This window comes from Streptomyces sp. NPDC012510 (assembly GCF_042955065.1).
GTDB lineage: Bacteria > Actinomycetota > Actinomycetes > Streptomycetales > Streptomycetaceae > Streptomyces.
Window position 1 is genome coordinate 17,522 of record NZ_JBIBEN010000013.1, and the last position, 13,783, is coordinate 31,304.

The following is a 13,783-nucleotide window of genomic DNA, read 5'->3' on the forward strand; positions in this document are numbered from 1 at the left end:
TTCCAGCGCCTCAGGAACGTCCCGAGGCGGGGCTGACAATGCCCACCCGGTACGCGGGTGGCACGGACATGACCATCAGCTCGCCGGAATGGTTGCTCACCGATCACACGGCTGCCACGAGCGCGGGGTTCACGCTGTCTTCCGGCCTCTGTCGGAGCATCGGTGCAGCCGTCGGCGCCGAGAAGGATCACGGGTGGATCGGTGTGATCGCGCTGACGCGGTTCGCGTACTCGCGGCGGGCCTTGAGCTGCGCCGGCGACGGGATCTGCGACAGCGTCAGCCGGCCGAGTTGGAACGAGCCGATGTACCGTACGCGAGATGTCGCTCGACAGCCCCGTGCCCCGCCGCCTCCTCAGTGACGAGGTCTTCCATCGGCTGCGTGACTCCATCGTGCGCGGCGAGCTCGCCCCCGGCGAGAAGGTCAGGGACGGCGAGCTGGCCGAGCGGCTGGGACTCAGCCGTACGCCGGTGCGCGAGGCGCTCGCCGGCTGGCGGACATGGGGCTCGTCGAAGCCAAGCCCGGTGTCCACACCCGTGTCGCCACCCTGGACCGCCGCGAGGTCGAGAAGACGCTCGCCGTTCTGCGCTCCCTCGACCGGCCGGCCCTCGAAACGGCCGTTCCGGTCATGACCGAGCAGGACCCTGACGGTCATGCGCGACGCCAACCGCGACTTCGCACGCGCTGTCGCCGCCGACGACATCGTGGGTTCCCTGGCCGCCGACGACCACTTCCACGCGGTTCCCCTCGCGGCCGCCGACCACCCCGGAGGGCGGCCGCCGAACTCTCCGGACGGCACTGGTCCCAGTTGGGCGGCCACATCAACGAACTCTTCGACACCGACCAGTTCGCCGAGAGCACCACCGCCCCGTGAGGGCCGACTCTCGGACGGACCGCGCCGGGCAGGGCGCGGTCCATCGGGCAGGGCGCATCCGCCGCTGCAGGGCGTGTCTGTCTACGGCTGTCTCTGCGTGGAGTTCAAGGGTCTCCTCGGCCAATCGAGAAGGCGGGCGCCGAGGACCGCGGTCTGGAGGGTGTAGCGGTCGGCAGGGTCGGCAGGGTCGGCGCCGGTGAGAGTGTGGACCCGCTCCAGTCGATAGGTGAGCGCACGCGCGCTGAGGGAGAGCCGCCGTGCGGCCGAGGCGGCCACGCAACCGGTGTCGAAGTACGCCGTGAGGGTGTCGAGCAGGGGCCCCGCCCCGCCCCGCGCCTGCTCCAACGGGACGAGCGTGCTGCTCACCAGGTCGACCAGCGCCTGGCGGTCACGGGCCAGCACGGGGAAGACCAGCAGGTCGGCGGCGCGCAGCAACGGCTCGTCGAAGCCCATGCGTTGGGCCACGTCCAAGGCGTTGAGGGCTTCCTCGTAGCTGTGGCCGATACCGACCGTGCCGGGGCGGGAGCGGCCGATGGCGACCTGGCCCCGGCCGGTGGCGGCGTAGGAGTGTTTGGCGAAGTATGTGAGGACGTCGTCCTGGTCGCCGGGGGCGATGCACACCATCCGGCCGTCCTTGGTGGTGAACAGGATGCGGCGGTTCTCGAACCGGGTGAACAGTGCGCTCGCCACCTGTCGGGGGACGGGGTCGGTCTCGTCGTACTTCTCGGGGCCCTCGGCCACGGCGACCGCGTGGGCGCGGGACAGGCGCAGACCGAACCGTTCGGAACGGGCGGCGAGTTGGCCCTGGTCACCGCGGCCGTGCAGGAGGTCGTCGATGAACTCCCGGCGGGTGGCCTCTTCCTTGCGGACCACGAGTCGCTGGGCCCGCTCGTAGCCGTCGGCGAAAGCGTCCACGGCCTGTTCGACGACCGTGAGGACGCTGTCCGGGTCGGCCCCTCGCGGCCAGTTCTCGCGACCGGCCACGAGATGCGCACGGACGAGCGAACGCCACCCGTGCCCTGCCTCCGCCGCCCGCGCCCCGAGCGCCCGCCGGGACTCCACCTCGTCGCGGGTCAGCCGCCGCCCGGTGGGCGCGGCCTCCGCGAGAATCCGCTCGAACCCATCGAGAAACGCGGCGGCTGTGCTGGGGGCGGCTGTTTCGTGGCCGCCGTCGCTGTGACTGGTCGCGCCTTGGTGGGTCGCGCTCCGAGCGGCCTCGGCGCCCTGGCCGGCCTCGCTGCGACCTGCCGCGCCCCGACCGGTCACACTCTGGTCGACGATGCTACGACCGGTCACGCTTCCGTCGACGGTGCTACGACCGGTCATCCTCTGCCCCACGACGCCCTGCGCCGTGACGCGCCGGGCAACCACGGCTCGGTCGGTCGGGCCGGTCGGGCCTTGGGCAGTCGGACCGGGCGGGCCATCGCCGGTGGGGCCGGGCGGGCCATCGCCGGTGGGGCCGGGCGGGCCATCGCCGGTGGGACCGGGCGGGCCATCGCCGGTGGGACCGGGCGGGCCATCGCCGGTGGGACCGGGCGGGCCATCGCCGGTGGGACCGGGCGGGCCATCGCCGGTGGCGCCTCGCCCCAGCGCACCCCCACCCACCACGCCTCCAGCGGCCGAGCCTCGGCCATCCGCGCCCTGCCCGAACGCACGCCCACCCGCCGCACCCCGGCCAGCCGCACCCCGCCAACCGCCCTCTGCCCCGCTGTGCCCTGACCGTTCACGCCCTCACCGACCCCTCCTGACCGTTCACGCCCTGACCGACCGCCCCTTGGTTGACCACACACTGCCTCGCCGCACTCCGCCTCGCCACACTCCGCCGCCGTCCGACCTCGCCCTTCTCGCCCTCCCACCGGCGTCGAGGCCGAACCCTGTCTTCTGTCGTGCTCGAACGGGCGCATGCGTGGGCCTCCTCAGGCGTTCGCGTGTACGGCCTCTGCGGGCTGGGGCTCGGTCGTGAGGGCCTCCTGAGACATGGGGGGCCGGCGGCGGATGAAGCGGCGGGCCATGGGTTCGGTCCAGCGGGCGGTGAGGGGGCCCAGGACGACCAGTATGAGGACGTATGCCGTGGCGAGAGGACCGATGCGGGGTTCGACGCCGACCGCGAGCCCGGCGATGACGATGGAGAACTCACCCCGGGCAACCAGCGTTCCGCCCGCCCGCCAGCGGCCCTTGACCGAGATGCCGGCCCGGCGCGCGGCCCAGTAGCCGGTCGCGACCTTCGTGAGGGCGGTGACGGCGGCCAGCGCGAGCGCCGGCAGGAGGACGGGCGGTATGTCCGCGGGATCCGTGTGCAGGCCGAAGAAGACGAAGAACACGGCGGCGAACAGGTCCCGGAGCGGCGTGAGGATGCTGCTGGCCCCCTCGGCGACCTCCCCGGACAGCGCGATCCCGACCAGGAACGCGCCCACGGCCGCCGACACCTGCAGATGCTGGGCGATCCCGGCGACGACGAGCGTGAGCCCGAGGACGACCAGGAGGAGCATCTCGGCGTTCTCGGAGGAGACCGCACGGCTGATCAGCCGGCCGTGGCGCAGGGCGAGATAGAGGACGGCACCCACCGTGCCCAGGGCGATCAGGAGGGTGAGGGCACCGCCCGCCAGGCTCACCCCGGCGAGCAGGGCGGTCAGGATCGGCAGGTAGACGGCCATGGAGAGGTCCTCCAGCACCAGGATGCTCAGCACGACCGGGGTCTCGCGGTTGCCGAGCCGGCGCAGATCGCCGAGGACCTTGGCGATGACGCCGGAGGAGGAGATCCAGGTGACGCCCGCCAGGGCGACGGCGGCGACCGGCCCCCAGCCGAGCAGCAGTGCCATCGCGGCGCCGGGCGCGGCGTTGAGGGCGAAGTCGAGCGCACCGGAGGGGTACTGGGTCTTGAGGTTGGTGACGAGTTCGGAGGCGCTGTACTCCAGGCCGAGCAGGAGCAGCAGAAGGATGACGCCTATCTCGGCACCGGTGGCGATGAACTCCTCGCTGGCCTGGAGGGGGAGGACACCGCCCTGGCCGAAGGCGAGTCCGACGAGGAGATAGAGGGGTATGGGTGAGAAGCCCACCCGTCCGGCGAAGCGGCCCAGCAGTCCCAGGCCGAGGATGATCGCCCCGAGTTCGATGAGCATGGCGGTGGTGTTATGCACGGGCGTCTGTCCTCCGTTGACGAGTGCGGTGACGGCGTCTGTGCCTGTGGCAGGTGTGGGTGCGCGTCCAGGGTGCGGGTGCGGGTGCGGGTGCGGGCGGCAGATTCCGGCGGCCCCGGTCAGCCGACCGGATCCGCCGGATCTCGGTGTCGTGCAGGCGCGCGAGTTTCCCGCAGTGCCGGTCGAATGCGTGACGGGCCGTCAACCGGTCGCTACGAGCGGATCAGGCAGTCGATGAATCTCAGCTACGGCAGCGAGGTTCGAGGTGCGGGTGCGAGGCGCGAGGTTCGAAGCACGCGCTGCCGGGGCGTCAGCGCGCGGGACGGTCGCCCGGGCCCACGGCGGGCCCGGTATCGGGAACGGCATCGCGAGCGGCGTTGAGCACGCGCACGCGGATCACTCGCCCCATGTCACGCCCCCCATCACCGTCGGCTGAACCACCGACCACCACTCAACGACTGAGCCAATGAGCGCTCAACAGAGCGTAAGCGCTTGGTAAAGGAGTCTAGCGCAATCCGAAAAGGTGAAATCACACAATCGGTAAAGCACTAACCATTTCCCTTTTCCGCAGGCTCATTCCGTCACTCGGCTATCGCGACCTTGCCGTTGTCGCCGTGCCGTGCCGCCCGTTCCGCCCGCTCCCCGTTCCCCCGCTCGCTCGGCACGGCATCGCGCCGCGACAGCCCCTTCAGCAGTTCCGCCAGGTCAACACCCGTCGTGGAGCCGAGGAGTTCGAGCCCCTGGGCCACGTTCTCGGCGACCGCGCGGGGGATCCGGGCGGCACCGTCCGTGGAGATCACCGTCATCCTGTCCACCGCCGCGAGCGGTTCGGCCGCCTTGGCGACGACCTGCGGCAGCACCTCGACGAGCATCTGCAGGACCGCCGCGTCTCCGTACTGTGCGAACGCGTCGGCCTTCTGCCGCATGGCCTCGGCCTCGGCCGCGCCCTTCGCGCCGATCGCAGCCGCCTCGGCTTCGCCCTCCAGCCGGACCGCCTCCGCGATCGCCGCGCGCCGGGCCCGCTCGGACTCGCCCTGCCGGAGTCCCTCGACAGCCTCCGCTTCCGCCAGCGCGGTACGCCGCTGCTTCTCGCCCTCACCGGTCAGCCGGGCCCGCTCGGCCTCCGCCTGGGCGGCCGCGATCTCGGCGAGCCGTTCGGCCTCGGCCTGCTTGACCCGGGCCACCCGCCTGGCCTCGGCCTCCTGTTCAGCCGCGTACCGCTGGGCATCGGCCGGCTTGCGGACCTCGGTGTCGAGCTGACGGTCCTTCAACGCCGCCTGCCGTTCGGCGACCTTCTCCTGCTGGGTGAGGATGTCCTGCTGCCGGGCGGCCTCGGCGAGCGGCCCGGCGGCGTTCGCCTGGGCGGCGGCCGAGTCCGTCTCGGCCTTGATCTCGGCCTGCTTGAGGTAGAAGGTCCGCTGGGCGACCGCGATCTCCTCCTCGGCCTTCAGCCGGGCCTGTTCGGCGGCGCGCCGGGCCACGGCCTCGGCGATGTCGGCCTCCTGCCTGGCGCGGGCGGCCTCCGGACGGCCGAGGTCCTCCAGGTAGGAGCCCTCGGTGGTGATGTCCTGGATCTGGAAGGCGTCCAGGACGAGGCCCTGCCCCGACAGACTGGCCTCCGCCTCCTCGGCGACCTGACCGGCGAACACGGCCCGGTCGCGGATGACGTCCTCCACGGACATCCGGCCGACGATGGCCCGCAGCGCACCCGACAGCACCTCCTGGGTGAAGCCGACGATGCCGTCCTGCTGCATCAGGAACCGCTGCGCGGCGGCGCGGATCGAGTCCTCGGTGCCGCCGACCTTGACGATGGCGACACCCTCCAGGTTCGCCTTGATCCCGCGCAGGGTGACCGCGCCGCGCACCGCCACCGGAATGTGCCGTGACGACAGGTCCAGGGTGAACCGCTGCTGCACGAACGGCACGACGAACACTCCGCCGCCGACCACGACCTTCTGCCCGCTGTTGTCGGTGAACACCCGCCCGGTGTCCGGATCAGTGGCCTGCTTGCCGCGTCGGCCGGTGACGATGAACGCCTCGCTGGGGCCCGCCACCTTGTAGCGGGTGACCACGACCAGAGCCAGCAGGACGAGGAGTACGAGAACTCCCGCCACCGCGAGAACGACAGGACTCATGACACTTGCCCCCGGATCACCTAAATGAGAATGGAATGGGTGTGGACCGGACCGGACCGGACTGGACCGGACTGGACCGGAACACGACAGATGTGGAGCCGGCTCAGCGGTCCACTGGGCGCACGACGACGGAGGTGGCGGTCGGTGCCGCCTCCACCCACACCTCGGTGCCCCGCGCGACCGGTGCCGTGCTGCGCGCCGCGAGCTTGACCGGCTGCCCGGCGAGCCGGAGCAGTACCTCACCGAACCCGTCGGCCGGAATCGCGGTCACCACGTTGCCCGAGGTGCCCACCAGATCGGTCCCGCGTGGCGCGGCGGCCGTCCGGTCGTGTGTCAGGGCCCGGCCGAAGCGGTACGTCAGCCAGGCCGCGCCCGCCCCCAGTCCCGCACCGCAACCGGTGGCGACCACCGGGCCCACATCCAGCACCTCGGTCGCGAGGACCCCGCCGAAGCCGGTCGCCGCCACGAACCCCGCGACGTCCGGCAGCGGCAACCACCCGTCCAGGACACCGTCGAGCACCCCGTCGAAGACCAGCGACAGAGCGAGCAGCACGACCCCCGTGATGCCGAGTCCGAAGAACCAGGCCATACGCGCCGCCCCCTCCCGCCCTGCCGCCGGTCTCCGGCTTACGAGGATGCTGACACGGGTAGGGGGGCCGGTTCATTGCCGTGTTCCGGCAATGTTCCCGCGCCTTTCCTTCCGGCTCAGGCCGCGGCCCGCCGCACGACCTCCGCGACCTCGTAGCCCGCCTCGACGATCGCCGCGCGGACGGCCTCGTCGTCCACCGTCTCCCCGCGCACGGTCACCAGCCCGGCCCTCACATCGGCATCGACCCCGGTGACGCCGGGCACCGCGACGACCTCCTCGGTGACACTCGTGGCGCAGTGGCCGCAACTCATGCCGGACACCGTGAAGTACTTCTCGGCCATGGTGGTCGCTCCTGTCCTCGGTCGGCCCGGGGGCTGTGCCGTCGGGGACGCACGGGCCGCGTGGCACGAAATACGCCCCCGGGCCCCACCCCGTTCAGCACGCGACGGGTACGTGACCCACCCACCAAGGCCCCCGCGAGCACGGCGTCATACATGCGGCGGCTGAGGGAAAGGTCACAGCCAAGTCCCCGCTGCGCCTTCGCGCGTCTGGCCTAGCATCCGATCCCATGACGGTCCTGCCTGACGACGGGCTTGAGCTGGCCGCCGAGTTCCCTGACGCGACGCACGAGCAGTGGCAGCGCCTGGTCGCGGGCGTGCTACGCAAGTCGGGCAAGGAACTCGAGGGCGCTCAGGCCGAGGAAGCCCTGTCCACCGCGTTGGAGGACGGGCTGCGCACCCGACCTCTCCACTCCGCACACGACACCGCGCCCCCTCCCCCTGCCGGCTTCCCCGGGTTCGCCCCCTTCGTACGCGGAGGCCGTGCCGAGGGCAACACCGTCAGCGGCTGGGACGTACGCCAGCGGCACATCGCGGCGGACGGCGGCGCGGTACTCACGGACCTGGAAAACGGCGTCACCTCCCTGTGGCTGGTGCTGGGCGAGTCCGGCCTGCCGGTGTCCTCCGTCGCCCGGGTCCTCGACGGCGTCCACCTCGACCTCGCGCCGGTCGTCCTCGACGCGGGCGCCGAGACCGGGTCCGCCGCACGGGAGTTGCTGCGCCTGTACGCGGAGCGGGGCGTCACCAAGGAGGCGGCGCGCGGCAACCTGGGCGCGGACCCGCTCGGCCACGAGGCCCGCACCGGACACACGGACGACTTCGCGCCTGTCGCCGACCTCGCCCGGCTGTGCGCCGAGGAGTACCCGGGGCTGCGGGCGCTGACCGTGGACGCCCTGCCGTACCACGAGGCGGGGGGCTCGGCGGCTCAGGAGCTGGGCTGCTCGCTGGCGACCGGTGTGACGTATCTGCGGGAGCTGACCGAGGTCGGGCTGAGCGTCGAACAGGCCTGTGCGCAACTGGAGTTCCGGTATGCGGCGACCGCCGACCAGTTCCTGACCATCGCCAAGCTGCGAGCCGCGCGCCGGTTGTGGGCCCGGGTGGCCGAGGTGTGCGGGGCGCCCGCCGCAGGGGCGCAGCGGCAGCACGCGGTGACGTCGCCGCTGATGATGACGCGCCGCGACCCGTGGGTGAACATGCTGCGCGCGACCGTCGCCACGCTCGCCGCCGGAACGGGCGGCGCCGACTCCGTCACCGTGCTGCCCTTCGACCACACGCTCGGGCTGCCGGACGCGTTCGCCCGGCGCATCGCCCGCAACACCTCGACCATCCTCATCGAGGAGTCCCATCTCGCCCGGGTGATCGACCCTGCGGGCGGCTCCTGGTACGTGGAACGGCTGACGGACGAACTCGCCCACGCCGGCTGGGAGTACTTCCAGCGGATCGAGCGCGCGGGGGGCCAGGCGGCGGCGCTGCGTTCGGGGAGCGTCGGGGCTGATCTCGCCGCCACATGGGAAGCGCGCACCGGCGGGCTCGCCCAGCGACGCGAACCGATCACCGGCGTCAGCGAGTTCCCGTACCTGGGCGAGGAGCCGGTCGTCCGCGAGCCCGCGCCCGAGCCGCCGTCCGGCGGTCTCCCCCGCGTCCACCGCGACGAGGCGTACGAGGCCTTGCGCGCCCGCTCGGACGCCCACCTGGCCGCCACCGGCTCCCGGCCCCGGATCTACCTGGCCTCCCTCGGCCCCGCCGCCGCCCACACCGCCCGGACGACCTTCGCCGCCAACCTCTTCCAGGCGGGCGGCATCGAGCCCGTCACCGAAGGCACGTTCGAGGAGAGCGGCGCCGGCGAGATCTGCCTGTGTTCCAGCGACGCAGTCTACGAGGAGCGGGCCGCGACCGTGGCGGCCGAGCTGAAGGCCGCCGGCGCCTCGCACGTGTTCCTCGCCGGCCGCCCCGGGCGGTACGCCGACGTCGACGCGTACGTCTTCGCCGACTGCGACGCCGTGGCCGTCCTGTCCGCCACCCTCGACCGCATGGGAGTGTCCTGATGTCCAGCCCTTCCGTGCCCGACTTCTCCGGGATCGAGCTGGGTGCCCCGGCCGTCGTCGGCGGCGCCGACGAGTGGCGTACGGCCGTGAAGAAGGCCACCGACGGCGACGACCTGCTCTGGGAGACCCCGGAGGGCATCCCGGTCAAGCCGCTCTACACCGGTCAGGACCTGGAGGGCCTGGACTTCCTCGGTACCTACCCGGGCATCGCCCCGTATCTGCGGGGCCCGTACCCCACGATGTACGTCAACCAGCCCTGGACGATCCGGCAGTACGCGGGCTTCTCCACGGCCGAGGAGTCCAACGCGTTCTACCGCCGTAACCTGGCGGCCGGCCAGAAGGGCCTGTCGGTCGCCTTCGACCTGCCCACGCACCGGGGCTATGACAGCGACCACCCACGGGTGACCGGTGACGTCGGCATGGCGGGCGTGGCAATCGACTCGATCTACGACATGCGTCAGCTCTTCGACGGCATCCCGCTGGACCGGATGACCGTGTCGATGACGATGAACGGCGCGGTGCTGCCCGTGCTCGCCCTCTACATCGTGGCGGCCGAGGAACAGGGCGTACCACCGGAGAAGTTGGCCGGGACCATTCAGAACGACATCCTCAAGGAGTTCATGGTCCGCAACACCTACATCTATCCGCCGAAGCCGTCGATGCGGATCATCTCCGACATCTTCGCCTTCACCTCCCAGCGCATGCCCCGCTACAACTCCATCTCGATCTCCGGCTACCACATCCAGGAGGCGGGTGCGACGGCCGACCTGGAGCTGGCGTACACGCTGGCGGACGGGGTCGAGTACATTCGGGCGGGCCGGGAGGCCGGCCTGGACGTGGACGCGTTCGCGCCCCGGCTGTCGTTCTTCTGGGCGATCGGCATGAACTTCTTCATGGAGGTCGCCAAGTTGCGGGCGGCCCGCCTGCTGTGGGCGAAGCTGGTGAAGCAGTTCGACCCGAAGAACTCCAAGTCCCTTTCCCTGCGCACCCATGCGCAGACCTCGGGCTGGTCGCTGACCGCCCAGGACGTCTTCAACAACGTCACGCGTACGTGTGTGGAGGCGATGGCGGCCACCCAGGGCCACACCCAGTCGCTGCACACCAACGCCCTCGACGAGGCCCTCGCCCTGCCCACCGACTTCTCGGCGCGCATCGCCCGCAACACCCAGTTGCTGCTCCAGCAGGAGTCCGGGACCACGCGGGTGATCGACCCGTGGGGCGGCAGTGCCTACGTGGAGAAGCTGACGTACGACCTCGCGCACCGCGCCTGGCAGCACATCCAGGAGGTCGAGCGTGCGGGCGGCATGGCCAAGGCCATCGACGCGGGCATCCCCAAGCTGCGCATCGAGGAGGCCGCGGCCCGCACCCAGGCACGTATCGACTCGGGACGCCAGCCGGTGATCGGCGTCAACAAGTACCGCGTGGAGAACGACGAGCGGATCGACGTCCTCAAGGTCGACAACTCCTCCGTCCGTGCCCAGCAGATCGGGAAACTGCGCCGCCTGCGCGCCGAGCGGAACGAGCGCGCGTGCCAGGACTCGCTGGACGCGCTCACCCGGGCGGCCGGCGGCGAGGGCAACCTGCTGGAGCTTGCGGTGGACGCGGCCCGCGCCAAGGCCACCGTCGGCGAGATCTCCGACGCCCTGGAGAAGGTGTACGGCCGCCACGCGAGCCAGATCCGTACGATCTCCGGCGTGTACCGCAACGAAGCAGGCGAGTCCCCGTCCGTGGAGCGCACCCGTGAGCTGGTCGGTGCCTTCGCCGAGGCCGAGGGCCGCCGGCCGCGCATCCTGGTCGCCAAGATGGGCCAGGACGGCCACGACCGGGGCCAGAAGGTGATCGCCACCGCCTTCGCCGACCTGGGCTTCGACGTGGACGTCGGCCCGCTGTTCCAGACGCCGGCCGAGGTGGCCCGTCAGGCCGTCGAGGCGGACGTGCACATCGTCGGGGTGTCCTCGCTGGCCGCCGGGCACCTCACCCTCGTACCGGCGCTGAAGGAACAGCTGGCCGAGGAGGGGCGCGAGGACATCATGATCGTGGTGGGTGGGGTGATCCCCCCGCAGGACGTGCCCACGCTGCTGGAGATGGGCGCGGCGGCCGTGTTCCCGCCCGGCACGGTGATCCCGGACGCGGCGCACGACCTGGTGAGGCGGCTCTCGGACGACCTCGGGCACGGCCTGTGATCGATGTCGACGCCTACGCCGAGGGTGTGCTCGACGGGAAGCGGGCGATCGTCGCCCGCGCCATCACCCTCGTCGAGTCCACCCGGCCCCAGCACCGAGCACTGGCGCAGGAGTTGCTGACCGCGCTGCTGCCGCACAGCGGCCGGGCGCGACGGATCGGGGTCAGCGGGGTGCCGGGCGTCGGGAAGTCGACGTTCATCGACGCGTTCGGCACGATGCTGACCTCGCTCGGGCACCGGGTGGCCGTGCTGGCGGTGGACCCGTCGTCGACCCGCACGGGCGGCTCGATCCTCGGCGACAAGACCCGGATGGAGCGTCTGGCCGTCGACCCGGCGGCCTTCGTGCGGCCCTCCCCCACGGCCGGCACGCTCGGCGGGGTCGCCAAGGCCACCCGTGAGTCGATCGTGGTGATGGAGGCGGCCGGTTACGACGTGGTGCTGGTGGAGACCGTCGGCGTCGGGCAGTCCGAGACGGCGGTCGCCGACATGGTCGACTCCTTCCTGCTGCTCACCCTCGCCCGGACCGGCGACCAGCTCCAGGGCATCAAGAAGGGCGTCCTGGAACTGGCCGACGTCCTCGCCGTCAACAAGGCGGACGGCCCGCACGAGCGCGACGCCCGGACGGCAGCGCGGGAGCTGGCGGGCGCCCTGCGGCTGATGCACGGCAAGGAGGCGTTCTGGACGCCGCCGGTGCTGAGCTGCAGTGCCCGCGAGTCCACCGGCCTGGACACCGTCTGGGAGCGCCTGGAGCAGCACAGGGCTCTTCTGGACTCCTCCGGCCGGCTCACCGCCAGGCGTCGTGACCAGCAGGTCGACTGGACCTGGGCCATGGTCCGCGACGAGCTCCTCGGCCGGCTGCGCACCCATCCGGGCGTCCGGGCCCTCGCCCCCGCGCTGGAACAACGGGTCCGGGACGGTGAGCTGACGGCCGCCCTGGCCGCCGAGCGCATCCTGGAGGCGTTCGGGGAGCCGGCGGAGGCGGGCGGTTCACCCGGCTGAGCGCCCCGAGTGGTGGGGGAACGGGATCGGACTGACGGTGGATCACGTCGAAGCCGGGTCAAGTCAGCTGACGAAGCACCAGCTGCCCGGCTGCGGCGGAAGGACCATCAGATGCGATCTGCTCGCATGCTTCTCGTCACCGCGGCGGCCACCGCCGTCCTCGCCGTCACCGCACCCGGCGCCTTCGCCGACGGTGACAAGTGGCACCACGAGGACAATGGCTACAGCAAGGAGCACGACAAGGACAGCAGCCACGACCGTCCGCACGGCGGGGTTCACACGGGTGGCGGTGCGCTGAGCTCGTTGAACAACGGAGGTGAGTGGGACTCCGAGCGGGCCGCCAAGCCGGACTCCTACAAGGAGGGCGAGTCCACGAAGGAGTCCTGGAGCGGCCAGCAGGACAAGGAGTCCTGGAAGGACGAGAGCGGCAAGGAGTCGTGGAAGGGCGAGCACGACAAGCCCCACGGCGGCATGCACACGGGTGGCGGCGCGCTCGCCTCGCCGGCGGTGACCGCGGGCGGGATGGCCGTCCTCGCGGTGGCCGGTACGGGCCTGTACGCACTGCGTCGCAGGAAGACGGCCGGAAGCGTGGCCTGAGCCATGCCAGGCGCGATACCTGACGCGATAGCCGGGCCGCCACACCGCGTGTCGTGTGGCGGCCCGGCCGGGTTCGTGCCCCCGCCCTCCCCCGCCCGTCCTCCGCCCCTTCGTTCGTTCCTTCGTTCGTTCCTTCCTGCTGCCGTATCTGGTGAGGTGGTGTCCGATGGCAGCCCACCCTTCTCCCCCCGGCACCGGTCCGTTGCCGGGCCGCCCCGGCAACCGCGGCAATCTGACCGTGCTGTGCGCCGTGGCCCTACTGATCCTGGCGATGAGTCTGCTCGGTGGTGAGAACTCCTCGTCCAACGCCTCCGGCCCGCCGCACGCCCGGCACGCCCCGCAGGCCGCATCCGCATCCGCATCCGCATCCGAGAAGGCGTCCCCCGCCGCACGCCCGGAGGGACGGGGACAGCCCCCGTCCAGGTCCCGTCCGGTGCGGCTGCACATCCCGAAGATCCGGGTGGACGCCCCGTTCACGCCCCTCGCCGTCGGCCGCTCCGGGCAGCTCGAAGCCCCGCCCCCGGACGACACCAACCTCGTCGGCTGGCACGCCGAGGGCGCCGCTCCCGGAGAGACGGGCACTTCGATCATCGCCGGGCACGTCGACACGGCGACCTCACCGGCCGTCTTCGCGGAGCTGAGCGAGCTGAAGAAGGGCGACGTCTTCCACGTCGTACGGGCCGACCGGACCAGGCTGACCTTCGTGGTCGACGGCTCGGAGACGTTCGAGAAGGACGACTTCCCCGACGAGCGGGTGTACGGGGACGCACGTCGGCCCGAGGTGCGGCTGATCACCTGTGCGGGTGCCTACGACCGCACGGTCAAGGACTACACGGAGAATTTGGTGGTCTTCGCACACCTGACGTGAGGACGCGAGGAGCTGGACGAC

12 protein-coding genes are annotated in these 13,783 nt (G+C 71.8%); 7 read left to right on the forward strand and 5 right to left on the reverse strand.

Features of this window, described 5'->3' with window-relative positions; all coding sequences use genetic code 11:
• Nucleotides 1–318 precede the first annotated feature (318 nt).
• Complete coding sequence (locus ACFY9I_RS23985; RefSeq protein WP_391004828.1) at nucleotides 319–630, forward strand: GntR family transcriptional regulator; 312 nt, start codon at nucleotides 319–321, stop codon at nucleotides 628–630.
• A 323-nt stretch (nucleotides 631–953) separates the two neighbouring features.
• Here the strand turns inward: ACFY9I_RS23985 and ACFY9I_RS23990 are convergent, their stop codons facing one another.
• Nucleotides 954–2,168 carry a helix-turn-helix domain-containing protein gene (locus tag ACFY9I_RS23990; RefSeq protein ID WP_391004830.1) on the reverse strand — a complete coding sequence of 405 codons (1,215 nt, stop codon included), beginning with the start codon at nucleotides 2,166–2,168 and terminating at the stop codon, nucleotides 954–956.
• Nucleotides 2,169–2,270: 102 nt separating this feature from the next.
• Between ACFY9I_RS23990 and ACFY9I_RS23995 the strand changes: the two genes are divergently transcribed.
• Nucleotides 2,271–2,591, forward strand: a complete 321-nt coding sequence (locus ACFY9I_RS23995; RefSeq protein ID WP_391004832.1) for a hypothetical protein — start codon at nucleotides 2,271–2,273, stop codon at nucleotides 2,589–2,591.
• A gap of 197 nt (nucleotides 2,592–2,788) precedes the next feature.
• On the opposite strand, the gene ACFY9I_RS24000 is transcribed toward ACFY9I_RS23995, so the two are convergent.
• The 4 genes from ACFY9I_RS24000 to ACFY9I_RS24015 all read right to left on the reverse strand — a co-directional run bounded on the left by ACFY9I_RS24000 (nucleotide 2,789) and on the right by ACFY9I_RS24015 (nucleotide 7,074).
• Nucleotides 2,789–4,009: a cation:proton antiporter gene (locus ACFY9I_RS24000; RefSeq protein WP_391004833.1), complete on the reverse strand. Its 1,221-nt coding sequence runs from the start codon at nucleotides 4,007–4,009 to the stop codon at nucleotides 2,789–2,791.
• Nucleotides 4,010–4,590: 581 nt separating this feature from the next.
• The gene (locus ACFY9I_RS24005) at nucleotides 4,591–6,144 is read right to left on the reverse strand and encodes an SPFH domain-containing protein (protein ID WP_391004835.1); all 1,554 of its coding nucleotides are present in this window, start codon (nucleotides 6,142–6,144) and stop codon (nucleotides 4,591–4,593) included.
• 103 nt (nucleotides 6,145–6,247) lie between these two features.
• Nucleotides 6,248–6,733 (reverse strand): hypothetical protein, encoded by a 486-nt coding sequence (locus ACFY9I_RS24010; RefSeq protein WP_391004837.1) that lies wholly within the window; start codon nucleotides 6,731–6,733, stop codon nucleotides 6,248–6,250.
• A 116-nt stretch (nucleotides 6,734–6,849) separates the two neighbouring features.
• Nucleotides 6,850–7,074 (reverse strand): cation transporter, encoded by a 225-nt coding sequence (locus ACFY9I_RS24015; RefSeq protein ID WP_391004839.1) that lies wholly within the window; start codon nucleotides 7,072–7,074, stop codon nucleotides 6,850–6,852.
• 227 nt (nucleotides 7,075–7,301) lie between these two features.
• Here ACFY9I_RS24015 and ACFY9I_RS24020 point away from each other — a divergent pair, with 227 nt between their 5' ends.
• The 5 genes from ACFY9I_RS24020 (at nucleotide 7,302) to ACFY9I_RS24040 (ending at nucleotide 13,762) form a co-directional block, all read left to right on the forward strand.
• Nucleotides 7,302–9,116, forward strand: a complete 1,815-nt coding sequence (locus ACFY9I_RS24020) for a methylmalonyl-CoA mutase family protein (protein WP_391004840.1) — start codon at nucleotides 7,302–7,304, stop codon at nucleotides 9,114–9,116.
• Nucleotides 9,116–11,299, forward strand: coding sequence for a methylmalonyl-CoA mutase (scpA, locus tag ACFY9I_RS24025; protein WP_391004842.1), 2,184 nt, complete (start codon nucleotides 9,116–9,118; stop codon nucleotides 11,297–11,299). The genes ACFY9I_RS24020 and scpA overlap by 1 nt, the downstream gene beginning before the upstream one ends.
• Nucleotides 11,296–12,297 (forward strand): methylmalonyl Co-A mutase-associated GTPase MeaB, encoded by a 1,002-nt coding sequence (gene meaB, locus ACFY9I_RS24030; RefSeq protein ID WP_391004844.1) that lies wholly within the window; start codon nucleotides 11,296–11,298, stop codon nucleotides 12,295–12,297. The genes scpA and meaB overlap by 4 nt, the downstream gene beginning before the upstream one ends.
• A 111-nt stretch (nucleotides 12,298–12,408) precedes the next feature.
• The gene (locus ACFY9I_RS24035) at nucleotides 12,409–12,894 is read left to right on the forward strand and encodes a hypothetical protein (protein WP_391004846.1); all 486 of its coding nucleotides are present in this window, start codon (nucleotides 12,409–12,411) and stop codon (nucleotides 12,892–12,894) included.
• Nucleotides 12,895–13,060: 166 nt separating this feature from the next.
• A complete protein-coding gene (locus ACFY9I_RS24040) occupies nucleotides 13,061–13,762 on the forward strand; it encodes a class F sortase (RefSeq protein WP_391004848.1) in 702 nt (233 codons plus the stop codon).
• Nucleotides 13,763–13,783: the final 21 nt, after the last annotated feature.

What these genes read in the sequence shown, in the direction of transcription:
- ACFY9I_RS23985 (WP_391004828.1), top strand. Translation starts at nt 319, where the DNA reads ATGTCGCTCGACAGCCCCGTGCCCCGCCGCCTCCTCAGTGACGAGGTC.
- ACFY9I_RS24005 (WP_391004835.1), bottom strand. Translation starts at nt 6,144, where the DNA reads ATGAGTCCTGTCGTTCTCGCGGTGGCGGGAGTTCTCGTACTCCTCGTC.
- ACFY9I_RS24010 (WP_391004837.1), bottom strand. Translation starts at nt 6,733, where the DNA reads ATGGCCTGGTTCTTCGGACTCGGCATCACGGGGGTCGTGCTGCTCGCT.
- ACFY9I_RS24015 (WP_391004839.1), bottom strand. Translation starts at nt 7,074, where the DNA reads ATGGCCGAGAAGTACTTCACGGTGTCCGGCATGAGTTGCGGCCACTGC.
- ACFY9I_RS24020 (WP_391004840.1), top strand. Translation starts at nt 7,302, where the DNA reads ATGACGGTCCTGCCTGACGACGGGCTTGAGCTGGCCGCCGAGTTCCCT.
- scpA (WP_391004842.1), top strand. Translation starts at nt 9,116, where the DNA reads ATGTCCAGCCCTTCCGTGCCCGACTTCTCCGGGATCGAGCTGGGTGCC.
- ACFY9I_RS24035 (WP_391004846.1), top strand. Translation starts at nt 12,409, where the DNA reads ATGCGATCTGCTCGCATGCTTCTCGTCACCGCGGCGGCCACCGCCGTC.
- ACFY9I_RS24040 (WP_391004848.1), top strand. Translation starts at nt 13,061, where the DNA reads ATGGCAGCCCACCCTTCTCCCCCCGGCACCGGTCCGTTGCCGGGCCGC.